The 23,081-nt window shown below is 71.3% G+C and carries 14 protein-coding genes; all 14 read left to right on the forward strand.

Annotation, left to right across the window (positions count from 1 at the left end; genetic code table 11):
• From JWS13_RS34275 to JWS13_RS34340, 14 genes are read left to right on the forward strand one after another with little or no spacing between them, the layout of a single operon-like run.
• Window positions 1–993 carry an ABC transporter permease gene (locus tag JWS13_RS34275; RefSeq protein WP_206009882.1) on the forward strand — a complete coding sequence of 331 codons (993 nt, stop codon included), beginning with the start codon at window positions 1–3 and terminating at the stop codon, window positions 991–993.
• Entirely contained in the window at window positions 986–1,906 is a 921-nt protein-coding gene (locus JWS13_RS34280) for an ABC transporter permease (RefSeq protein ID WP_206009883.1), read from the forward strand. The genes JWS13_RS34275 and JWS13_RS34280 overlap by 8 nt, the downstream gene beginning before the upstream one ends.
• On the forward strand, window positions 1,903–3,561 hold the full coding sequence (locus JWS13_RS34285) for a dipeptide ABC transporter ATP-binding protein (protein WP_206009884.1): 1,659 nt from the start codon (window positions 1,903–1,905) through the stop codon (window positions 3,559–3,561). The genes JWS13_RS34280 and JWS13_RS34285 overlap by 4 nt, the downstream gene beginning before the upstream one ends.
• Window positions 3,554–4,690 carry an LLM class flavin-dependent oxidoreductase gene (locus JWS13_RS34290; RefSeq protein WP_206009885.1) on the forward strand — a complete coding sequence of 379 codons (1,137 nt, stop codon included), beginning with the start codon at window positions 3,554–3,556 and terminating at the stop codon, window positions 4,688–4,690. Before JWS13_RS34285 ends, JWS13_RS34290 begins: the two co-directional genes overlap by 8 nt.
• Window positions 4,691–4,694: 4 nt before the next feature.
• Window positions 4,695–6,059: an NtaA/DmoA family FMN-dependent monooxygenase gene (locus JWS13_RS34295; RefSeq protein WP_206009886.1), complete on the forward strand. Its 1,365-nt coding sequence runs from the start codon at window positions 4,695–4,697 to the stop codon at window positions 6,057–6,059.
• Complete coding sequence (locus JWS13_RS34300; protein WP_206009887.1) at window positions 6,056–6,853, forward strand: DUF1684 domain-containing protein; 798 nt, start codon at window positions 6,056–6,058, stop codon at window positions 6,851–6,853. The genes JWS13_RS34295 and JWS13_RS34300 overlap by 4 nt, the downstream gene beginning before the upstream one ends.
• Before the next feature lie 2 nt (window positions 6,854–6,855).
• Window positions 6,856–7,770 carry an LLM class flavin-dependent oxidoreductase gene (locus tag JWS13_RS34305; protein ID WP_206009888.1) on the forward strand — a complete coding sequence of 305 codons (915 nt, stop codon included), beginning with the start codon at window positions 6,856–6,858 and terminating at the stop codon, window positions 7,768–7,770.
• A complete protein-coding gene (locus tag JWS13_RS34310) occupies window positions 7,767–8,909 on the forward strand; it encodes an LLM class flavin-dependent oxidoreductase (RefSeq protein ID WP_206009889.1) in 1,143 nt (380 codons plus the stop codon). The genes JWS13_RS34305 and JWS13_RS34310 overlap by 4 nt, the downstream gene beginning before the upstream one ends.
• Window positions 8,910–8,953: 44 nt before the next feature.
• A complete protein-coding gene (locus JWS13_RS34315) occupies window positions 8,954–9,253 on the forward strand; it encodes an acyl carrier protein (protein WP_072947118.1) in 300 nt (99 codons plus the stop codon).
• On the forward strand, window positions 9,250–10,347 hold the full coding sequence (locus JWS13_RS34320; protein WP_206009890.1) for an acyl-CoA dehydrogenase family protein: 1,098 nt from the start codon (window positions 9,250–9,252) through the stop codon (window positions 10,345–10,347). The genes JWS13_RS34315 and JWS13_RS34320 overlap by 4 nt, the downstream gene beginning before the upstream one ends.
• Complete coding sequence (locus JWS13_RS34325; RefSeq protein ID WP_206009891.1) at window positions 10,344–11,354, forward strand: 3-oxoacyl-ACP synthase; 1,011 nt, start codon at window positions 10,344–10,346, stop codon at window positions 11,352–11,354. The genes JWS13_RS34320 and JWS13_RS34325 overlap by 4 nt, the downstream gene beginning before the upstream one ends.
• Window positions 11,351–12,403 carry an HAD-IIIC family phosphatase gene (locus JWS13_RS34330; RefSeq protein ID WP_206011854.1) on the forward strand — a complete coding sequence of 351 codons (1,053 nt, stop codon included), beginning with the start codon at window positions 11,351–11,353 and terminating at the stop codon, window positions 12,401–12,403. Before JWS13_RS34325 ends, JWS13_RS34330 begins: the two co-directional genes overlap by 4 nt.
• Entirely contained in the window at window positions 12,400–13,974 is a 1,575-nt protein-coding gene (locus JWS13_RS34335; RefSeq protein ID WP_206009892.1) for an amino acid adenylation domain-containing protein, read from the forward strand. Before JWS13_RS34330 ends, JWS13_RS34335 begins: the two co-directional genes overlap by 4 nt.
• Window positions 13,967–23,068: a non-ribosomal peptide synthetase gene (locus JWS13_RS34340; RefSeq protein WP_241032451.1), complete on the forward strand. Its 9,102-nt coding sequence runs from the start codon at window positions 13,967–13,969 to the stop codon at window positions 23,066–23,068. Before JWS13_RS34335 ends, JWS13_RS34340 begins: the two co-directional genes overlap by 8 nt.
• The last annotated feature ends 13 nt before the right edge of the window (window positions 23,069–23,081 follow it).

Genomic DNA, 23,081 nt, shown 5'->3' on the forward strand with positions numbered 1-23,081 from the left:
ATGATTCGCTACCTCGGACTCCGCGTGCTGCAGGCGATCGCCGTCCTGTGGGCGACGTTCACCGTGTCGTTCGCCGTGCTGTTCCTCCTGCCGTCCGACCCGGTGAGCATCGCCGTCGACTCGGCGTCCACCGGAACGACGGTCGACGCGGCCGCCGTCGCGGAACTGCAGGCGCGGTACGGGCTCGACCAGCCGGTGTGGGTGCAGTATTGGAACTCCCTGAGCCACGCCGTCCGCGGTGACTTCGGGTACTCGATCGCCACCGGGCAGTCGGTCACCGAGGCCATCGGCAACGCGGTGCCCAGCACACTCGCGCTGGCGTCCACGGCGCTGATTCTCGCCGTCGTGTTCGGGGCGGGGGTCGCGTTCCTCGCCACCTACACGCGGGTCCACTGGGTGCGGAACCTGCTGTTCTCCCTGCCCCCGCTCGGTGTCGCGGTGCCGACGTTCTGGGTGGGCCTGATTCTGCTGCAGCTGTTCTCGTTCCGGCTGAAGGCGTTCCCGGCGTTCGGCGACCAGGGGGTCGCGACGCTGGTGCTGCCCGCGGTCACACTCGCGCTCCCGACCGGGGCCGTGATCGCCCAGGTGCTCGCGGCGAGTCTGCAGACCACGTGGCGGCAGCCGTTCATCGAGGCCGCGCGGGCGAAGGGGGCGTCCCGCTGGCAGATCCAGACCCGGCACGCGCTGCGCCTGTCGAGTATTCCCGCGTTCACCATCGCCGGTGTGCTCGTGGGCAATCTGCTCGCCGGATCGGTCGTCGTCGAGACGGTGTTCTCCCGCGCCGGGGTGGGGCGGCTCACCCAGACTTCCGTGATGGCCCAGGACATTCCGGTGGTCCAGGGCATCGTGGTGCTGAGCTCCCTCGTCTACGTCCTCGTCAATCTCGCCGTCGATCTGCTCTACCCGCTGATCGACCCCCGGATCGTCGAGGGCAGGCGGAGTTCCGAGCAAAGCGACACCGTCGAGCAGGAGGAGGAGAAGGTTCATGTCTGACATCCTCACCAGAGAACTGATCGAGGAGGCCGAGGGTTTCGGCCCTCCGCCGGTCGAAACGCCTCCGACAGTCGTGCCCCGTCCGCACGGTCGCGGACGCCGCGTGGTGGCGTGGTGGCGTCGCAACCTCGTGCTCGTCGCCTCGGCGGCGGTGCTCCTCGGAGCGGTCGGATTCGCGGTGGCGCCGTCGGTGTTCGCCAGCGGTGACCCGCTGGTCGGGGTGCCCGCGCAGAAACTGCAGGCGCCGAGTGCCGCGCACTGGTTCGGCACCGACAACATCGGCCGCGACGTCTACACCCGGGTGGTGCACGGAGCCGGATTGTCGCTGACCGCAACGCTGCTGGCGGTGGGCATCGCCCTGGTGGCCGGCTCGCTGATCGGACTGCTGTCGGGCGCTCTCGGCGGCACACTGGACGCCGTCCTGATGCGGATCGTCGACGTCCTCCTGTCGATCCCCGCGCTGCTGCTCTCGCTGGCACTGGTGACCGCACTGGGATTCGGCACGGTCAACATCGCGATCGCGGTGGGCGTGTCGCTGATCGCGAACTTCGCCCGCGTGATGCGGTCGGAGGTGCTGCGGGTGCGGAGGTCGCTGTACGTCGAAGCCGCGTTCGCCTCGGGTGTCCGCTGGCACACGGTGCTGCGCCGCCACGTGCTGCGGAACTCCTACGCGCCCGTCGTCGCCCTGGCTGCGGTCGAGTTCGGCATGGCGGTCCTCGCGGTGTCTTCGCTGAGCTTCCTCGGATTCGGCGCTGTGCCGCCCACCCCGGAATGGGGTTCGTTGATCTCCGAGGGACGGAACTACCTCGCCACCGCGTGGTGGATGACAACCCTGCCCGGCCTGGTGATCGTGGCCGTCGTGCTGTCGGCGCACCGGCTCGGGCATGCACTGGAACAGAGGGAAGTGCGATGAGCGCCAACGACACTCCGCTTCTGCAGGTCTCCGGACTGCGGGTGGCGTACGGGAGCGCGAGCGAACCCGTCGTGGCCGTGAAGGGCGTCGACCTCACGGTCTCGCGCGGGGAAGTGGTGGCCGTGGTCGGCGAGTCCGGCTCCGGAAAATCCACCACGGCGCACGCCATCCTCGGACTGCTCAGCGGATCAGGGCGGGCCGTCGCCGGCACCGTCACGTTCGACGGTGAGCGTCTCGACACCAAGTCGGAACGCGAACTCGAACGGGTCCGCGGCGCCCGGATCGGCCTCGTTCCGCAGGACCCGACGACGTCGCTCAACCCCGTCCTGCGGGTCGGCGCCCAGGTGGCGGAGGTGCTCCGGATCCACGGTCTCGCCGACCGGCGGACCGCGGGCATCGAGGCGGCACGCATTCTCGCGGAGGCCGGGATCGACGAACCCGAGGTGCGGGCGCGGCAGTACCCGCAGGACCTGTCCGGCGGGCAACGGCAACGCGTCCTGATCGGGATCGCGCTGGCGTGCAGCCCCGAACTCGTGATCGCCGACGAACCGACCAGCGCCCTCGACGTCACCGTGCAGCGCCGGATCCTCGATCATCTCGACGCGCGGATCGCCGAATCCGGCACCGCGGTCCTGCTGATCACGCACGATCTGGGTGTCGCGGCCGACCGGGCCGACCGGATCGTGGTGATGAGCCAGGGCGAGGTGGTGGAAGCCGGCCCCACCCGTCAGATCCTCGAGAACCCACAGCACGAATACACCCGCACCCTCCTGGCCGCGGCGCCGAGCCTGTCGGTGGGACAGGAACGCACCCGCGGCGAGGAGGCGAACGGAGCCGGCCCCGACGTCCTGCTGCGCGTGTCCGGGGTGTCCAGGACGTTCCGGATCGACCGGCGCACGTCCATCGACGCCGTCCGGGACGTGTCGTTCGAGGTTCCCCGCGGGCGCACCCTGTCGCTGGTGGGGGAGTCCGGGTCGGGCAAGTCCACGGTGGCCCGGATCGCGATCCGGTTGGAGTCGCCCACCGCGGGCCGCGTCGAGTTCGACGGCCGGGACATCACCGCCCTGCGCGGCGGCGCGCTGCGGGCCCTGCGCCGACGGGTGCAGATCGTGTACCAGAACCCGTACGCCTCCCTCGATCCCAAACTGGCGATCGCCGACATCGTCGCGGAACCGCTCGGTGCGTTCGGGGTCGGAAGCAGGGCGGAGCGGGCCACGCGGGTGGCCGAACTGCTCGAACAGGTCGCGTTGCCGCGCACCTACCTCGAACGCCGGCCGGCCGAGCTGTCCGGCGGGCAACGACAGCGGGTCGCCATCGCCCGCGCGCTCGCTCTGCGCCCCGAACTCGTGGTCCTGGACGAACCGGTGTCGGCGCTGGACGTCTCGGTGCAGGCGCAGATCCTCGGACTGCTCGAGAACCTGCAACAGGACCTCGGGCTGAGTTACCTCTTCATCTCGCACGACCTCGCCGTGGTCCGGCAGATCAGCGACACGGTCGCGGTGATGCGGTCCGGCCGCATCGTCGAATCGGGCACCGCGGCCGACATATTCGACAACCCGCGCCACGGCTACACCCGGCAGCTGCTCGACGCCATCCCGGGACGGTCCGTCGGGCGCCCCCGTTCTGCACAGCTGGAGGAATCGATTCATGCCTGAGCCACACCGTCCCCTCGTCGCCGTCGATCTGTACGGCACCGGGATTCATCCGCAGTCCTGGCGTCGCCAGGACTCGCGCGCCGAGGACCTTTTCACCGCCGCCTACTGGACCGGACTGATCGGACAGGCCGACTCGGCCGGCGTGGACCTCGCGTTCGTCGGCGATTCCTTCGCGATCGCCACCACCGGACATGCCGATCAGCGTGGGCAACTGGACGCCGTGGCGATCACCGCCCGTGCCGTCGCGTCCACCGAGCGCATCGGCCTCGTCCCCACGGTGACCGTCACGCACACCGAACCGTTCCACGTGTCCAAGGCCATCGCCAGCCTCGACCACGCGTCGGGCGGCCGCGCCGGGTGGCAGGTGGACGTGTCCTCCGGTCAGGTCCAGGCGGATCTGTTCGGGCGCAAGGATGCACAGGGCGCCGAGAGCCTGTGGGCGGAGGCGGCCGACGCGATCGAGGTCGTCGGCCTGTTGTGGGACAGCTGGGAGGACGACGCCGAGATCCGCGACGTGGCCACCGGCCGTTTCATCGACCGGGACAAGCTGCACTACATCGATTTCGAGGGAGACCACTTCTCCGTGAAGGGTCCGTCGATCACGCCGCGGTCGCCGCAGGGACAGTCGCTGATCGTGATCGCTGCGCGGGACGAGTACTCCACCCGGGTCGCCGCCGCCCGCGCCGACGTGATCCGCATCGCCGCGCCCACCGTGGACGCGGCGCGCGACGTCGCGGCCCGGGTGCGGCGTGCTGCGACCGAGGCAGGTCGTGACCCCGCGTCGCTGCGGATCCTGCTCGACCTCGAGGTGGTGATCGCCGAGACCGCCGACGCCGCCGAGCGTGATCTCGCGCAACTCGAGAACTGGTCCGGCGCCCGGTACGAGCCGGCGTCGGTTCTCTACCGCGGCGACGCGCCGGGGCTGGCTCGGCTGATCACGGATGTGGCGGCCACCGGGGACGTCGACGGCGTCACGCTCCGGCCGCTGGCGCTGCCGTCGGGGCTGGACGCGATCACCGGGGACGTCCTGCCCCTGCTGGGCTCGGGCGACCCGGCCCCGGGCGGCGGACTGCTCCGGGAACGACTCGGCTTCACCCGTCCCGCCAATCGATTCGCCGGACAGGACTGACATCATGAGCAACCAGCGCAAGCAGATTCACCTCGCCGCACACTTCCCCGGCGTCAACAACACCACCATGTGGAGCGACCCCGAATCGAGGAGTCAGGTCGACTTCGCGTCGTTCGTGCACCTCGCGGAGACGGCCGAACGCGGCCTGTTCGACTTCTTCTTCCTCGCGGAGGGCCTGCGCCTGCGCGAGCACCGGGGCCGGATCCACGACCTCGACGTGGTGGGCCGCCCCGACACGTTGACGGTGCTCGGCGCACTCGCCGGCGCGACCACCCACCTGGGCCTGGCCGGGACGATCAATACCACGTTCAACGAACCGTACGAACTGGCACGGCAATTCGCCTCACTCGACCATCTGTCCGGCGGCCGGGCCGCCTGGAACATGGTGACGTCGTCGGACGCGTTCACGGGGGAGAACTTCCGGCGCGGAGGATATCTCGACAAGGCCGACCGCTACGTCCGCGCCGGCGAAGTGATCCAGGGCGCCCGAAAGTTCTGGGACAGCTGGGATCAGGACGCACTGCAGATCGACCGCGCCCGGGGAGTGTTCGCCCCGGACCAGTCGATCCGCGAGGTCACGCACTCCGGTGCACAGTTCGACATCCGGGGGCGCTTCACCGTTCCCCGGAGCGCGCAGGGGCACCCGGTGCTGCTGCAGGCCGGCGATTCCGACGAGGGCCGCGAATTCGGCGCCGCGCAGGCGGACGCGATCTTCACGATCCACGGATCGCTCGAGGACGGCCGGAAGTTCTACTCGGACGTCAAGGGCAGGCTCGCGAAGTACGGGCGCGGCCACGACGACCTCAAGGTGCTGCCCGCCGCGACGTTCGTGCTGGGCGACTCGGCGGCGGACGCGGCCGAACGCGCCGACCACATCCGGCACCAGCAGGTCGGACCGCAGACCGCGATCGCGTTCCTCGAACAGGTTTGGGGGCGTGACCTTTCCGGGTACGACCCGGACGGGCCGCTGCCGGACGTCGAACCGGCAGAAGACTCCACCATCACCCGGGGCCGGGTCCGGCACGCGAAGGACCCGCGCGAGATCGCGGGCCAGTGGCGGGCGAAGGCGGAAGCCGAGAAACTCAGCATCCGCGAACTGATCATCGCCGTCACCACCCGCCAGCAGTTCGTCGGAACCCCCACCCAGGTGGCGGAGGAGATCGACCGCTACGTGCAGGCCGACGCGTGCGACGGCTTCATCCTGGTACCGCACCTCACCCCGGCCGGGCTGGACGAATTCGTCGAGAAGGTGGTCCCGGAGTTGCAGAACCGCGGCAGTTTCCGCTCCGAGTACTCGGGAACGACCCTGCGCAGCCATCTCGGACTGCGCCATCCGCATCATCAGACAGAAGGAGTTCGGGCATCATGACCGCAGTCACCGAAGACGCGACATTCGAGCAGGGCTGGCAGGACTGGCATTCGGCGCGCGAGGACTACTTCCGCGAACCGCTGGGCTGGCTGAGCCTCACGGCGCTGCACTGGCTCGTCGAGACCGACACCACGTTCCCCGACCTGCCCGGAAAATGGCGGGCCGACGCGGACGGCCTGATCGTCACGGCCCCGGCCGACGCCGGTCTCGAGATCGACGGCGAGGCGGTCGACGGCACGGCGACCCTCGCACCGCAGGAAGGCGCCCCCGGTCTGCTCGTGCGCCACGGAAACCGCACGATCGAGGTGATCCGCCGGACCGGCGACGTCGCCCTGCGGATCCACGACCCCGAGGCCGCCACCCTCGCCGCGTTCACCGGCATCCCGGCGTTCCTCCCGGCGGCTCAGTGGGCGGTGCCGGCAACGTTCACCGCGTTCCCGCAGTCCCGCGTCGTGACGACGGGTGCCGTCGTCGAAGGGCTCGAGCACCACCACACGGCACTGGGGTCCCTGGCCTTCGAGTACGACGGCACCGCACACGAACTCGTGGCGTTCGCGGGCAAGGACGGTGGGCTGCAGGTGCTGTTCACCGATGCCACCAGCGGGGTCAGCACGTACCCCGCGGCACGGTCGCTGGCCGTCGACGCCCCCGCCGCGGGCGGCCGGGTGATCCTCGACTTCAACCGGGCGTCCAACCTGCCGTGCGCGTTCACCGACTACGCCACCTGCCCGGTCGCGCCCGCCGAGAACCGGCTGACGCTCGCGGTCGAGGCCGGCGAGAAGAACCCGCGGTAGGCATGACCGACAAGCAGGTCGTGCTCGGGGCGGCGGCGCCCGCGGGCCGGACGGATTTCGCCGTCCTCGCGGACGCCGCCCGCACCGCCGAGCGGGGACGGTTCGACTTCTTCCTCATCGACGGCGTCACCGCCGCGAACGCGCTGGCCGGATACACCGACGCGGTGGGGCTCGCGGCGACGCTGGACACGACCTCCGCCGAACCGTTCGACGTGGCCCGCCGGTTCGCCTCGCTCGATCACCTGTCCGGCGGCCGGGCGGCGTGGAACACCGCGGCCCCTGCCGACGGGTGGGCCGCCGAGTTCGTCGACACCGCCCGCACCCTGTGGGATTCCTGGGCCGAGGGCGTCGTGACCGTCGACCGCGGCGCGGGACGGTTCGTCTCGGATCCCACCGCGGGCGCGTTCTATCACCGGGGCAGGCACTTCGACATCGGCGGACGCTTCACCGTCCCCCGCAGCCCGCAGGCGCAACCGGTGGTGATCGTGTCCGGCGACGGGCCGGAAGCCCGGGATCTCGCCGCCCGGCACGGTGATGCGATCATCGCTCCGCTCGGCACGCTCGAGACCGCTCGCGCCTTGCACGCCGACCTCGCGCGCCGGACCGTCGACGCCGGCAGGCCTGCCGGTGCGGTGAAGGTCCTGTTCACCGCGACGTTCGCGGGCACCGCCGCGTCCGTCGCGGACCGGATCGTCCGGTGGGTGCGCGAGGACGCCGCGGACGGGTTCGTCCTGCCCTCCCTTCTCACCCCGGACGGACTCGATCCGTTCGTCGACACGGTGGTGCCGCTTCTGCAGGACCGTGGCGTTCTGCGCACCGACTACACCACCGCCACGCTGCGGCAGCACCTCGGACTCGGCGCCCCGCGCAGCCATCGTGCCGTCAATCCCCGCTCTCTCCAGAAAGTGCCCTCATGACCACTCCGTTGTCCGTTCTCGATCTGTCGCCCGTCAGCGAGGGCGCCACCGCCCGCACGGCGCTGCGGAACACCGTCGACCTCGCCCGGCACGCCGAGGCGTGGGGATACAAGCGGTACTGGGTGGCCGAGCATCACTTCGTCGGTGTCGCCAGTTCCTCTCCCGCCGTGCTCGTCGGGATCCTGGCCGCGGCGACCAGCACGCTGCGGATCGGCGCCGCCGCGGTGCAGTTGGGACACACCACCGCGGCCGCCGTCGTCGAGTCGTTCGGCACCGTCGACGCGCTGTACCCGGGTCGCCTGGACCTCGGGCTCGGACGGTCGGGTCAGCGGCGGGCCGAGGCGTTGAAAGCGGTTGCCGAACGCAACAACCAGCCGGCCCCGGCCCGGCGGGAGACCGAGATCCGCGACGGCGTGGTGATCCCGGCGCCGTTCGACCCGTCCGGGCTCCTGCTGTCCCCGCGGCTGTCGGCGGCGCAGTCGGTACTGCAGCAGCCCGGCGCATTGTCGCCCGCATTCGACCAGCAGGTCGACGACATCCTGGCACTGCTCGGCGGCACGTACCGCACCCCGGACGGGATCGAGCTCCACGCGAGTCCCGGTGAGGGCGCGGACGTCGAGGTGTGGGTGTTCGGCAGCAGCGCCGGTCCGAGCGCCGAACTGGCAGGCCGGCTGGGGCTGCCGTTCGGCGCGAACTATCACGTGAGCCCGTCGACGACCATCGAAGCGGTCGAGGCCTACCGCGCCGCGTTCCGCCCGTCGCCGAGCCTGCCGAAGCCGTACGTCGTCGTCTCCGCCGACACGGTCGTGGCGGAGGACGACGCGACCGCGCAGGAACTGGCGTCGACGTTCGGGCACTGGACGCACAGCATCCGTAGTGGGCACGGCGCGATCCCGTACCCCGACCCCGCGCACACCGCCCCGCTGGGCGACACGGAACGCGCGCTCGTCGAGGACCGGCTGATCACCCAGTTCGTGGGGGCCCCGGCCACCGTTGCGGACAAACTCGACAGTCTGCGAAGACTCACCGACGCCGACGAACTGGTGATCACCAGCGTCACCCACGATCACACCGACCGGTTGCGCTCCTACGAACTGCTCGCGGCCGAGTGGGGACTGCCGGGGCTGCTCGCCGCCTGAGAGCACGATGATTGAACGCTGGTCCAATTGGGAATCCCTGGCCCATGGACACAGCAAATGCACCTGTGCCCGAGTCCCATGACGAGCTGGTCGAGCAGCTACGGCAGTACCTGAGCTCGATCACGTCGACGGAACTCGGTCCCGACGACGACTACTTCACCCTGGGACTGGTGAGTTCGTTGCGGGCACTGGAGATCGTCACGTACATCGAAGGCTCCCACGACGTCGTGGTCGAGGTGGAGGATCTCGACCTCGACAACTTCCGCACCGCGGCCCGGGTTGCGGGGTTCATACGGAGGAAGCGGGGCGAGCAGCTTCGTGCGACGGACGGGGCGTCGCCGTGATCGGAATCGACACACTGGTCGCCTCCGCCGAGACCGACGCCGGCCGCTGGGACGAGACCGGGCTGCCGGGCGACGTCATCGAGGCCGCCGCGAAGGCGGGTGTTCTCGGGCTGGACCGGACGACGGACTGCAAGGGGCTGGGCCTGAACGCCGCCGAACTCGGCTCGGTCGCAGAAAGACTGGGGGCGGTCTGCACGTCGCTGCGGTCGCTGCTGACCGTGCAGGGGATGGTGAACGCCGCCGTCGATCGGTGGGGCACCGCCGAACAGCGGGCACGGTGGCTGCCCGCCCTGACGACCGGCGAGCTCCTCGCCGGATTCGCCGCCACCGAAACCGGGGCCGGCAGCGACCTCTCCTCTGTGGCTACCAGTTTCGAGGAGCACGGCACGGACCACCGGATCACCGGACGGAAACTGTGGGTCACGTTCGGCGAGGTGGCGGACGTACTGCTCGTCCTCGGCCGGTCACCGGCCGGGCTGACCACCGCGCTGGTCGAGACGGACGCGCCGGGGGTGACCGTCGAACCGGTTCACGGTCAGCTGGGCATGCGCGGCGCCCGGATCGCGCACATCGCGCTGGACGGCGTCGTCGTTCCCGCCGATCACCTGATCGCGCCGCCGGGATTCGGACTGTCCCACGTCGCCGGAACGGCCCTCGACCACGGCCGGTACACGGTTGCGTGGGGGTGCGCCGGGATGGCGCGCGGGTGCCTCGCCGACGCCGTCGCGCACGCGTCCACCCGGGTGCAGGGCAGCGCCGTGTTGTCCGAGCACGACTCGGTCCGCGCGATCCTCGGGCGCAGCTGGGTCGACGCGGCCGGCGCCCGCGCGCTGTGCGAGCGGGCCGCCGAACAACGCGATGCGCACGAGCCGAGCGCGCTGTTCACGACGATCGCCGCGAAGTACGCCGCCGCCCGCGTCGCCGCATCGGTGAGCCAGCAGGCGGTCCAGGTGCTCGGGGCCGCCGGGTGTGCCCCGGGCAGCAGGGTGGGTCGCTTCTTCCGCGACGCGAAGGTCATGCAGATCATCGAGGGCTCGACGGAGGTCGCCGAACTCCAGATCGGTGACTACGTGCTCGGGGGAGGTGTGCGATGACGGCAGACCCGCCGGTCACGATCGAGTCCGTCGCGCTCTGGTTCCCCGACGACGAGGTGACCGTGGCGGGACTGCCGGAACTCGACGAACTGCCGATCGCGCAGCGCGAGCACGCGCTGGCACTGGGCATCGACACGGTGCGGATCGGAATCGGGCTGTCCGAGGTGGATCTGGCGCAGGCCGCGGCGGAGGAGGCGCTCCGCACGTCCGGCCTCGACGCCACCCAACTCGACGCGCTGCTGCTCGTGCAGGGCCGGGTTCCGCAGTATCTGCTCGCGTCCGAGGCGACGCGGTTGCAGCACCGCCTCGGCGCGACCCAGGCGTTCACGACCGGGGTGGGGGACCTCGGGTGCGTGTCCGTGTCGGCGGCGTTCACGCTCGCGTCGGCGATGCTCCGCGGCGACCCCCGCTGCCAGAACGTGCTCGTCGTCGCGGCGGCGAAGACACCCACCCGATCGCGGTACCGGTCGCCGATGACGCTGCTCGGTGACGGCGCCGCCGCGGTCCTGCTGACGACGTCGGGGACGGGGCGGTACGAACTCGTCGACCAGATGATCCGCAGCGACGGAAAATACGCCGACCTGTTCCACATCGACTACCGCGACGTCCGCGAAGCCGAATGGGTCGAGGAATGCGCCGACGAACCCACATACTCGTTTCGCCTGGCGGTCGAGAGCCGGAAGCGGTTCACGGAGATCAACGCGGAGCTGCTGGCCCGGAACGGGCTGCAGCAGGACGGGATCGGCGTGTTCCTCATGCAGAACCTGTCGCTCGGTGCGTTCGCATTCTGGCAGGAGGCGCTCGACGTCGCGATCGATCCCGTCTGCCGCGACAACCTCGCCCGGTACGGCCACCTCGGTTCCGTCGACGTGGTGGCGAACCTCGACCGCGTGGCGTCCGCGCAGGCGCCCGGCGACTACTGCGTGATCATGAACAGCAGCCCGGTCGCGGCGTGGAGCAGTGCGCTGCTCCGGCGCCTGCCGGACCGGCCCGGGCGCGGGGCGTGATCGCGATGGTGCCGACGGTCAAGTGCGTGGTCTGGGATCTCGACGACACCATCTGGGACGGTGTCGTCCTCGAACAGGACGCCCCCGTTCCGACCGCGGACGCCCTCCGCGCCCTGGACGTGCTGGACCGGCGCGGAATCCTGCACGCCGTCGCGAGCCGCGGCGAATTCGAGCCCGCCGCCGCGCACCTGCGGATGCACGGTATCGAGGAACTGTTCTGCGCCATCGACGTGGGGTGGGGCCCGAAGTCGGAGGCAGTGCGCCGCATCGCGGAGACCCTGAACCTGGGTCTCGACACCATCGCCTTCGTCGACAACGATCCCGTCGAGCGCGCCGAGGTGTCCGAGGCGCTACCCCCCGTGCGGTGCTATCCCGCCGAGCAGATCGCGTCGTTCCCCGACCTTCCCGAGTTGACTCCGCCTGCCGTCACCGCGGAGGCGAGGCAGCGGCGGGCGCTGTACCGCGCCGAACGGATCCGGCAGGAGAGCGAACAGGAGTTCCACGGTTCGAACACCGAGTTCCTGGCCTCGCTCGACCTGGTCATGACGGTCCGCCGAGCCGACGAGGACGACCTCGAGCGCGCCCACGAACTGACCGTGCGGTCCCATCAACTCAACACGACGGGACGCACTTTCGGTATCGACGAACTGCGTCGGCTCTGCGCCTCCGACGATCACGAGGTGCTCGTCGCGTCGCTCGCAGACCGGTTCGGCGGGTACGGCACGATCGGTCTCGCGGTCTCGGAGATCCGCGGCGAAAATTCCGTCCTGCAACTGCTGCTGATGTCGTGCCGGGTGATGTCGCGTGGCGTCGGGACGGCGCTGATCCGGCACGTCGTGGAGCGGGCCCGCGCACGCGGCAGGCGACCGCTCGCCGAGTTCGTGCCGACCGACGTCAACCGGGTCATGCTGGTGACGTTGCGGTTCGCCGGGTTCGACGTCGTCGACTCGGATTCCGAGCGGATGCTGCTGCGGTGCAACGACGTCCGCAGTGCGGCGGCACCGAACGCCGATCACGTCACGGTCCTCTCGGGAGACGTGACGCCATGACGGACGTGGTCTCGAGCGGCGGCGTGACGTCCGGGATCCTCCGCCAGTGCAGGCGGGTTCCCGGCCGGGTCGCGATCGTGGTGGGCGACCGGTCACTGACGTACCGTGAACTCGACTCGGCGAGCGAGACATTGGCGCGCCGGCTCGCGGCCCTCGGCGTGCGACCGGGCCAGGTGGTGCTGATCCACCAGCGGCAGAGCGTCGAGACGGTCGTCGGGATGATCGCGGCGCTACGGCTGGGCGCGGCGTGGTGCGTGATCGAGCCCGGACATCCGGTGGGGCAACTCCGCGCACTCCTCGGCGACATCGACTGCGGTGCCATCGTCTTCGGGTCCGCGGATCCGGAGACGTCACCAGAGACGGTCCGGGCACTGGCCCGCAGCGCGGGCGGACGTGTTCCGGCACTCCACGACCGGGACGCAGGCCCCGAGCCCGAAGCCGAACCGGCGGCCGAACTTCCCGGGGACGTGCCCGCCGCCACCCCCGCCTACGTGATCACCACGTCCGGATCCACCGGCATACCCAAGGCCGTCGTCGCGAGCCGCGCCAACCTCGCGAGCATGGTCGACGGCCGCAACTACGACTACGACGAGGACGACCTGGTCACGTTCTCCGCGTTCCGCCTCACGTGGGACGGCTCCCTGCTGAAGACCCTCTGGGCGCTGTGCACCGGCGGCACCAGCGTGCTCCCGGCCGCGCACGAACTGATGGACGCCGAGGCGGTCGCCGCGCTCGCCCGGACGTGGCGGGCCACCCACCTGGTGGCGACCCCGTCGTTCTACCGGCTGCTGCTGTCGCACCTAGCCCCGCTGCGCGAACGCCTGCGGTTGGTGACGCTTGCGGGAGAGGCGCTTCCGGGTGTGCTCGTCGCCCAGCACCGGGCGGTGCTGCCCGGGGTTCCGCTGAGCAACGAGTACGGTCCGACCGAGACGACCGTCAGCTGCCTCGCCCATCCGGTGCGCGACGTTCCCGCCTCGATCGCGCCGATCGGCAGACCGCTGGGGGCGAGCACGGCGTACGTCCTCGACGCGAAACTGGTCGAAGTGCCGTACGGGGCGGTCGGGGACCTGTACGTCGGCGGTCCCCAGATCTCCGAGGGCTACGCGTCTCGCCCGGCCGCCACCGCGGCCCGGTTCGTCGCCGACCCCTTCGCCGAGCGGCCGGGCGCCCGGATGTATCACACGGGCGACCTCGCGCGCGTGGACCCGCACGGCGACATCGAATTCTGCGGCCGGTTCGACGGGCAGGTGAAGGTGCGGGGCGCCCGCGTCGAGAGGCACGCGGTGGAGGCCGCGCTGGAGAGTCATCCCGCGATCCACCAGGCCGTGGTCCTCGCGACCGCCGACGAACACGGGGAGACCGCACTGACCGCGTTCTGGGTGCCCGCGGCCACGGCGACCGTGCTGCCCACCCCCCGCGAGTTGATCGCGCACTGCGCCGAGCGACTCGTCGCGCAGGCCGTGCCCGACCGCTTCCTCGCGCTCGGTGCGCTCCCGCTCGCCCCGAGCAGCAAGGTGGACGAGGCGGCGTTGCGCCGATTGCTCCCCGGCGGAGGTGGTGGCGTTGCCTGAGCACACACCGTTCCCGCTGTCCTCCGCGCAATACGAGGCGTGGCTGGCGCAGCAACTGGCCCCCGACGTGCCGCTGTGCATCGCCCAGTACGTCGAGGTCCACGGCGACCTGAACGTCGACGTCCTGCGGGCGGCCACCGTCGCGACCGCGGACGAATTCGGATCGCCGTTCCTCCGGTTGATCGACCGGGACGGTCAGCCGTTCCAGATGGTCGACCCCGCCGCGGACCGCTCGATCGGGTTCGTGGACTTCCGGGGCGACGCCGAACCGGTGGACGCCGCCCGCCGGTGGATGCGCGCCGACTGCGAGACCCCGCTCGATCCGGCCCGCGACCGGCTCGTCGCATCGTCGATCCTCCGGGTCGGTCACGAGCACTACTTGTGGTACAGCAAGATTCACCACGTCGCGCTGGACGGCTACGGTGCGATGACGATGCTCAACCGCATCGCGGCCCGGTACTCCGCGGACGTGCTCGGCAGACAGCCGGCACCCGGCGAGGCCGCGGACCCCCGCCATCTGTACGACGCCGACCAGCAGTACCGGTCGTCGAACCGCTTCGCCGCGGACCGGCAGTACTGGGCTGATCGGATCGACGGTCTCGGACCCGGATCGACCCTGGCGCGGCGGCCGGGACCCGCGGTCGCCACGAGCACCGACGCCGCCGGGCCCCTCCCGGACGCGGCGGAGCGCGCGCTCGGCGAAGCGGGCACCCGCGGAACCGCCGCGATCATCGCCGCGTTCGCCTGCTACCTGTCGAGGATGACGGGACGCCGGGACGTGCTCGTGAAGATCCCGGTATCGGCGCGCACCACCGCGATCCTGCGGCGGTCCGGCGGAATGGTCGCGGGTGTCGTGCCTTTTCCCGTGCGGATCCGCCCCGACGACACCGTGGGACAACTGGTCGAGCGGGTGCAACTGGACCTGATGGGTGCGCTGCGGCACCAGAGGTTCGGGCTCGGCGACATCCGGCGCGACGCGGGCGCCGCTGCCGCGGAGTCGCTGTCGGGACCGATGGTCAATGTGATGCTCTTCCATCAGGAACTCGCCCTCGGGCCATTGGTCGGCGAGTACCACATCGTCACGTCCGGACCGGTCGAGGACCTGCTCGTCAACGTGTACCAGAGCGGCTCCCCGGTCCGGACCGTCGTCCATTTCCTGGCCAACCCCCACCGGTACGACGCCGGCGAGGTCGGTGCCCATCACCGGCGGTTCGTGGAACTGCTCGGCGACTTCCTCGCGGCAGGCCCGGACGCCCCCGTCGGCACCGTCCACGAGGAGACTGCCCGGCTCGACTTCTGGACGCGCACCCTCGCCGGTGCGCCGCCGCTGCTGGATCTGCCCACCGACCGTCCGCGCCCCGCCCGGCCGTCGCGGCGCAGCGCTGCGGTCGACGTCGAGCTGGACCCGGATCTGCGGCGCGCGCTGGCAGCGTTCGCCGATGCGCACCGCACGGACGCCGCCACCGTCACGCACGCGGTGCTGGCACTGGTGCTGGCACGATCGGCTCGCACCGGCGACGTCGTTGTCGGCACGCGGACGGACACCGACGTGGTGGTGTCGCGGACCCGGGTGCGCGACTCCGATCGGTTCGGCGAGTTCGTCGACACGGTCCGGGACGCCGCCGCGCAGGCGAGCGCCCACCGCGGCGTACCGGTGGAGGCCATCGCCCTGGCCCTCGACCTGCCGCGGTCCGCGTCCCACGCACCGCTCTTCCAGGTGCTGCTCGAATTCTCGGACTCCGGAGGGGAACTCGGCGACCTCGATCTGCGGGTCACGGTGTCCGGCACGACGGCCCGCTTCACGTACGCGACGGACCTCTTCGACGCCGCCACCGTGGACGGGCTCGCCCGGCGGTTCGTGCGGACCGCCGCCGCGGGCGTCGCGGATCCGTCCGTCGTGATCGGCGACATCGACCTCGCCGACCCGGCCGAACACGCCCTGCTGCGGGAATGGTCGACCCGTCCGGCGGACGCCGCCGGCGAGACCACGCTCGGCGCGCTGTTCGCCGACCGGGCCGCGCGGAACCCCGGCGCCACCGCCGTCGTGTCGGGCGGTGAGCGAATCACTTACGGCGACCTCGACGCCCGGTCGAACCGTCTTGCCCGGCACCTCCTCTCGCTGGGGGTTGGCCCGGAATCGATGGTCGCCGTCGCGATGCCGCGGACCGCAGCGCTCGTCGTCGCACTCCTGGCGGTCGTCAAATCCGGGGCCGCCTACGTGCCTGTCGACGCTGATCACCCCGGTGAGCGTTCGGCACTCGTCGTCGCCGACGCCCATCCGGTGTGCGTGCTCGCGACCCGCGACACCGCGGCCGCACTGCCCGTGTCGGACATTCCGGTCCTGCTTCTCGATTCGGCGGACCCCGAACTCGACGGGCGATCCGCGGACCCGCTGACCGACACCGAACGGGCACCGGCCGATCCGGACTCACTGGCCTACGTCGTCTACACGTCGGGATCGACGGGTCGACCGAAAGGTGTTGCGGTGTCGCACCGCAACGTGGTCTCCCTCTTCACCGGCACCCGCGACCTGTTCCGGTTCGGCGACAGCGACGTGTGGACGATGTTCCACTCCCCGGCGTTCGACTTCTCGGTGTGGGAGTTGTGGGGCGCGCTGCTGCACGGCGGCACCCTCGTCGTCGTCGACCTCGACACCGCCCGGACACCCGCCGCGTTCCTCGCGCTGCTGCGCCGCGAGCGGGTGACGGTGCTGAGTCAGACGCCGACGGCGTTCTCCCAGCTGATCGAGGCCACCGATGCGGACGGCGACGCTGGCCCGACGTCGTTGCGCTACGTCGTGCTCGGCGGCGAGGCACTCGACTTCGGGCAGCTGGAACGCTGGTACTCGCGCCGTGGCGACGACGCGCCCGTGCTCGTGAACATGTACGGCATCACCGAGACGACGGTGCACGTCACGCACCTCCCGCTCGGCCGCGCCCTCGCCGCCGCCGCGTGGACGAGCGGGATCGGGCGGGCGATTCCCGGGCTCCGGGTGTCGGTGCTGGACGCGCGGCTGCATCCGGTGCCGGTCGGTGTGGCCGGCGAACTGTACGTGGCGGGACCACAGGTGGCGCGCGGCTACCTGGGCCGCGCCGGGCTCACCGCGTCCCGCTTCGTCGCGGATGCGTCGGGGGCCCGGATGTACCGGACCGGGGACGTGGTGCGGTGGCGGCGGGACGGGAGTCTCGACTACCTCGGGCGCGACGACCTCCAGGTCGAGATCCGCGGATTCCGGGTGGAACTCGGCGAAATCGAGTGGGTGCTCGGCCGGTGCGACGGTGTCGCGCAGGCCGTGGTGACGCTGCACGAGGATCCGGTGACCGGCCCCGCGCCGGCCGCGTACGTGGTGCCCGAGGCGGGTGCGGTCGTCGACCCGGCGGCGGTGCTGGAATTCGCGGCAACCGCGCTGCCGTCGTACATGGTCCCGGCGTCGGTGACGGTCCTCGAGCGCCTGCCGCTCACCGTCAACGGGAAACTGGACCGGGCGGCACTTCCGTTGCCCGCCATCGATTCGGGTGCCGAATTCGTGGCGCCGGGAACGCCTGCCGAGGAGTCGATCGCGGTCGTGTTCGCCGCGCTGCTCGGCGTGCCCGCGGTCGGTGTCGACGACGACTTCTTCGCGCTCGGCGGCAACTCGCTGGTCGCGGCGAAGGTCGTGGCGCGGATCCAGGCTGTGCTCGGTGCGGCCGTGGGAGTGCGCGACGTCTTCGAGGCGCGGACGGTGCGCTCGCTCGCCGCCCGTGTGGCCCGGGCGGACTCGGCGAGCAGGCCGCCGCTGGTCGCCAGAGACCGGTCCACGGCGGCCCCGGTGTCGCTGGCGCAGACACGGATGTGGTTCCTCGACCAGTTCGACACGACGTCGCCCGCCTACAACATCGCGGCGGCCTTCCGGTTGCGCGGCCCCCTCGACGTCGACGCACTGCATGCGGCGCTGACGGACGTCGTGGAACGGCACGAGGCGCTGCGGACGATCTTCCCGATGCGCGGCGACACGCCCGTGCAGTCCGTGATTCCGGCGGCGGACGCAGTGCGCCGCCTTCGCGCGGTCCCGGTGTCGGGGGAGAGCGAACTCCGGGACCGGCTCGCCGCGGCACTGTCCGCGGGTTTCGAGGTGACCGCGCAGGTTCCGTTGCGGGCGCACCTGTTCGAGCTCGACGCGCGTGATCACGCCCTGGCCCTGGTGGTCCACCACATTGCGGCGGACGCGTTGTCGCTGGGACCGCTCGCCCGGGACGTGACATCCGCGTACACCGCGCGGGTGCGGGGACATGGACCGGACTGGGTGCCGCTCCCGGTGCAGTACTCCGACTACAGCGTCTGGCAGCGGACGCTGCTCGGAGCGGAGGACGATCCGGGCTCGCTGATGTCCCGCCAACTCGGGTACTGGCGTTCCGCGCTCGCCGACGCGCCGATCGTGACGGACCTGCCGATGGATCGCCCCCGTCCGGAACACCGGACGCTCGCCGGTGCGCGGGAGTCGTTCGACATCGGGGACCGCCTGCACCGGAAGGTGGTCGCCCTGGCGCGGGAACACGATGCGACGGTGTTCATGGTGACCCACGCGGTGTTCGCGGTCCTGGTGTCCCGCCTGGGGAGCACCGCCGACGTGATGATCGGATCCGCGGTGGCGGGGCGCGGCGAGGCCGTCCTCGACGACGTGGTCGGGATGTTCGTCAACACGCTGGCGCTGCGCACCCCGGTCCACGGTGCCGACTCGTTCGCCGCCGTCCTCGCCGCCGTGCGGGACCGCGACCTGGAGGCGTTCGCGCACGCGGAGGTGCCGTTCGAGCGGGTCGTGGAGGCGCTCGCGCTGCCGCGCACCACCGCCCACGCGCCGCTGTTCCAGGTGCTGTTCGAATTCCAGGACGTCGAGCGGCCCACCCCGAGCCTGCCGGAACTGGACGTGGACGAGATCGACCTCGGTGTCTCCGTCTCCACGTTCGACCTGCAGCTGACCCTGGCCGAGCGGTTCGGGGAGGACGGGGCGCCCGCCGGGATCAGTGCCGGATTCACCTATGCCACCGACATCTTCGACGCCGCGACCGTCCGGAAGTTCGCCGAACGCTACGTGCGGCTCCTCGACACGGTGGTCGCCGACCCGGACGTTCCGCTGGCCCGGTTCGATCTGCTGTCCGCCGGCGAACGCGAGGCGCTCGTTCCGGTCCGCGGGCGGCCCACCGGCGCTACCCGGCTGCTGCCGGAGATCCTCTCCGCCGCGGCCGCCCGCGACCCGCACGCCGTCGCGCTGTCCTACGGCAACGCGGTGATGTCGTACCGCGAACTCGACGACTGGTCGAACCGCCTGGCGTGGGTGCTGATCCGCCGGGGAATCGGGCCCGAGGACCACGTGGCGATCGGGCTCGTCCGATCCGTGGAACTGGTGGTGGCGGTGTGGGCGGTGGCGAAATCGGGTGCGTCGTTCGTGCCGGTGGATCCGAGCCTGCCGTCCGCGAGGATCACCGACATCCTCGCCGACTGCGGGGCCGTGGTGGGCCTCACCGTCGCCGAACAGCGCGACCGGATGCCGGACGGCGTGGAATGGCTGCTCCTCGACTACCCGGGTCCGACGCGGAGGTGGGAGTCCCGGTCGATCGCCGACGACGACCGGGTCGTGCCGCTGCGACCGGAACACCCCGCGTATCTGATGTACACGTCCGGGTCGACGGGCGCACCGAAGGGCGTCGTGATTCCCCATGCGGGGTTGCAGAACTTCACGATCGATCAGCGCACCCGGTATTCGACGACGAACGCGTCCCGTGTCCTGAATCTCGCGTCGCCCGGGTTCGACGCGACGATGCTCGAATACCTGATGGCGTTCGGTGCGGGCGCGCGGCTGGTGATCGCGGCGCCCCACGTGTACGGCGGCGCGGCGCTGACGGAACTGCTCGCGGCAGAACGGATCACGCACGCCTTCGCCACCCCGGCGGTTCTCGCCACGATCGACCCACGCGGTCTGCGGCTGCTGCGCGCCCTCGTCGTCGGCGGCGAACGCTGCCCGCCGGAGTTGCTGGCCCGCTGGGCGTCCGGGCGCACCCTGCTCGTCGGCTACGGCCCGACGGAGACGACGGTGATGTCGAATATCGGCGACCCGATGGCCCCCGGCGACCCCGTGCGGATCGGCCACCCGATGCGCGGTGTCCGTGAACTCGTCCTCGACGAGTGGTTGCGGCCGGTGCCCGTCGGCGTGGTGGGTGAGCTGTACGTGCTGGGTGACGGTCTGGCACGCGGCTACCACCGGCGGGCCGGAGCGACCGCCGCCGCGTTCGTGGCGAACCCGTTCGACCACCCCGGCTCGCGGATGTACCGCACCGGGGACCTCATGCGGTGGACGAAGGACGGTCGGCTGGAATATCTGGGCCGCAACGATTTCCAGGTCAAGCTGCGCGGCCAGCGGGTGGAGCCCGGGGAAGTGGAGGCGGCGCTTACTCGCTGCCCCGGTGTCGCGCAGGCGGTGGTCGTGGTGCGCCGCACACCCGCCGCCGAGGCGGTTCTCGCCGGATACGTCACGGCGGAGGACGGCGCGGATCTCGACACGACGGAGGTGCTGCAGTTCGCCGGATCGGTGCTCGCGCCGTTCATGGTGCCGGCCTCGGTGACCGTCCTCGACCGGCTTCCGCTCGGCGCCAACGGCAAGGTCGACCGGCACGCCCTGCCCGAGCCCGAATTCGCCCCCCGCATCTTCCGTGCGCCCGGCACCCCGTTCGAGTCCGCCGTGGCCGATGTGTTCGCCGAGGTCCTCGGGACCGGTGTCGTCGGAGCCGACGACGACTTCTTCGCATCCGGGGGTAACTCGCTGACCGCGACGCAGGTGGTCGCGCGCATCAACTCGGCGCTCGGTGCCGACGTCGGTGTGCGGGACGTGTTCGAGGCCCCGACCGTGCGGGCGCTCGCGGCGCGGATCGCCCGCGAGACCGCGGGCGGGGAGGCCCGGCCTGCGGTGGCGGTGCCCCGGCGCCCCGACCCGGTGCCGCTGTCGTGGGCGCAGCACCGGATGTGGCTCCTCAACCAGTTCGACCCGTCCTCGCCCGCGTACAACGTCGCGATGATCGTCCGCCTGGCGGGCGACCTCGACGTCGACGCGCTGACCGCCGCCCTCGCCGACGTCGTGGAGCGGCACGAATCGCTGCGCACCCGGTACCCGTACGGCGACACCGGACCTACCCAGGTGATCGTCGGCGCGGGGCACGTCGCGCAACTCACCGTGTCGACGTCCGAAGATCCCGTACCCGGCCAGATCTCGGAACTCGTGTCCGCGGGGTTCGACGTCGCCGCCGCAGTGCCGATGCGGGCCCGGCTGTTCGCTCTCGGCGACCGGGAGCACGTCCTCGTCGTCGTGGTGCACCACATCGCGGCCGACGGGTTCTCGATGGTCCCGCTCGCCCGCGACGTGCTGACCGCCTACACCGCGCGGTCCGAGGGTTGCGCGCCGGGATGGGAGCCGTTGCCGGTGCAGTACCCCGACTACACCGTGTGGCAGCGGGAACTCCTCGGCTCGCAGGACGACCCGCACTCCCTGCTCTCCCGGCAACTCGACTACTGGCGGTCCACCCTCGCCGATGCGCCGGCCGTGACCGAGTTGCCCACGGACCGTGACCGCCCGCCCCGCCGATCGGCCGCCGGCGACCGGGTGACGTTCACGATCGGCGCCGATCTGCACCGCGAGGCGGTTGCGTTGGCTCGGACCCGGCGGTGCACCGTGTTCATGATCGTGCACACGGCCCTCGCCGTGTTGCTGTCCCGCTCGGGTGGTTCCGGCGACGTGGTGATCGGTTCGCCGGTCGCCGGTCGCGGCGAGGCCGTCCTCGACGACGTGGTGGGCATGTTCGTCAACACGCTCGTGCTGCGGACCCACGTGTCGGGGACGTTCGACGATCTGCTCGCACGGGTCCGCGACACCGACCTCGCGGCCTACGCCCACGCCGACGTCCCGTTCGAGCGGGTGGTGGAGGCGCTGAACCCGCCCCGCTCCCAGTCTCATTCACCGCTGTTCCAGGTGTTGCTCGAATTCCGGAACACCGAGCACCCCGATCTCGCCCTCCCGCACCTCGAAGCCCAGGTCCTCGAACCCGACGTCGAGGTCTCCCTGTTCGACCTGCACCTGACGGTGCGGGAGCGGTACGACGACTGCGGAACACCGGAAGGGCTGACGGCCGGATTCACCTACACCGCCGACATTTTCGACGAGGCAACCGTGCAGGCCCTCGCCGAGCGGTTCACCCGGATCCTCGCCGCGTTCGTCGCGGATCCGAGTTTCCCCGTCGGCGACGTCGACCTGCTGACCCCGTACGAGCACACCAGGATTCGCGAATGGAGCGCGGCGGCCGGGACGTTCGTGCTCGACCCCCGGCTGCAGCTCACCCCCGAGGGCGTGACCGGCGCGGTGTATGTCTCCGACACGCGGGAGCACCACACGTCGGCGCGAGCGGCGGCCACCACGTTCGTGGCGAACCCGTACGGTACTCCGGGCTCCCGGATGGTCCGGACGGGCGCGCTCGCCCGGTGGAACCGGTCCGGACGACTGCTGACGGTCGACGCCGCCGGATCCCCGGCACGGTCGGTCGCCGACGTCGTGGAGAGTCATCCGGCGGTCCGTGAGGCGGTGGTCCTCACGACCGCGGCCGGCGTCACCGCCTTCTGGGTGCCTGCCGCCGCGGCGGCGGTGCTGCCGATGGCGGACGACCTGCGGGAGTTCAGCGCCGGACGACTCGACGCCCGCTCGGTGCCCACCCGGTTCGTCGCACTCGGGGCCGTCCCGCGAACGACGGGCGGCGAGGTGGACGAGAACGCGCTGCGCGCACTCGTGTCCGAGGCGGAGCCGGCGGCGCGGCCACGCTGGACGACGCTGCAACGTTCGGTGGCCGAACACTGGGCGGCCGTGCTCGGGCACGACGACTTCGGCCCCGAAGACGGATTCTTCGACGTCGGTGGCAATTCCCACCGCGTCGTGGAACTGCAGCGGCGTCTCGACGAACAGTGGCCCGGAGCCCTGCGGGTGGGCCAGTTGTTCGACCTCGTCACCGTGGCGGCACAGGCCGAGGCGCTTTCCCATTCCACCGACAGCGATGCGTCCGCGCCCGCCACCTACGAGTTCTGACCAGCAGGGAGGA

The sequence above is a fragment of the Rhodococcus pseudokoreensis genome (genome assembly GCF_017068395.1).
Classification (GTDB): Bacteria; Actinomycetota; Actinomycetes; order Mycobacteriales; family Mycobacteriaceae; genus Rhodococcus_F; species Rhodococcus_F pseudokoreensis.

Bases quoted from the DNA above. Each gene is read 5' to 3' on its own strand.
- JWS13_RS34325 (WP_206009891.1), top strand. From the start codon at position 10,344: ATGACGGCAGACCCGCCGGTCACGATCGAGTCCGTCGCGCTCTGGTTC.
- JWS13_RS34310 (WP_206009889.1), top strand. From the start codon at position 7,767: ATGACCACTCCGTTGTCCGTTCTCGATCTGTCGCCCGTCAGCGAGGGC.
- JWS13_RS34300 (WP_206009887.1), top strand. From the start codon at position 6,056: ATGACCGCAGTCACCGAAGACGCGACATTCGAGCAGGGCTGGCAGGAC.
- JWS13_RS34290 (WP_206009885.1), top strand. From the start codon at position 3,554: ATGCCTGAGCCACACCGTCCCCTCGTCGCCGTCGATCTGTACGGCACC.
- JWS13_RS34280 (WP_206009883.1), top strand. From the start codon at position 986: ATGTCTGACATCCTCACCAGAGAACTGATCGAGGAGGCCGAGGGTTTC.
- JWS13_RS34305 (WP_206009888.1), top strand. From the start codon at position 6,856: ATGACCGACAAGCAGGTCGTGCTCGGGGCGGCGGCGCCCGCGGGCCGG.
- JWS13_RS34275 (WP_206009882.1), top strand. From the start codon at position 1: ATGATTCGCTACCTCGGACTCCGCGTGCTGCAGGCGATCGCCGTCCTG.
- JWS13_RS34315 (WP_072947118.1), top strand. From the start codon at position 8,954: ATGGACACAGCAAATGCACCTGTGCCCGAGTCCCATGACGAGCTGGTC.
- JWS13_RS34335 (WP_206009892.1), top strand. From the start codon at position 12,400: ATGACGGACGTGGTCTCGAGCGGCGGCGTGACGTCCGGGATCCTCCGC.
- JWS13_RS34295 (WP_206009886.1), top strand. From the start codon at position 4,695: ATGAGCAACCAGCGCAAGCAGATTCACCTCGCCGCACACTTCCCCGGC.
- JWS13_RS34285 (WP_206009884.1), top strand. From the start codon at position 1,903: ATGAGCGCCAACGACACTCCGCTTCTGCAGGTCTCCGGACTGCGGGTG.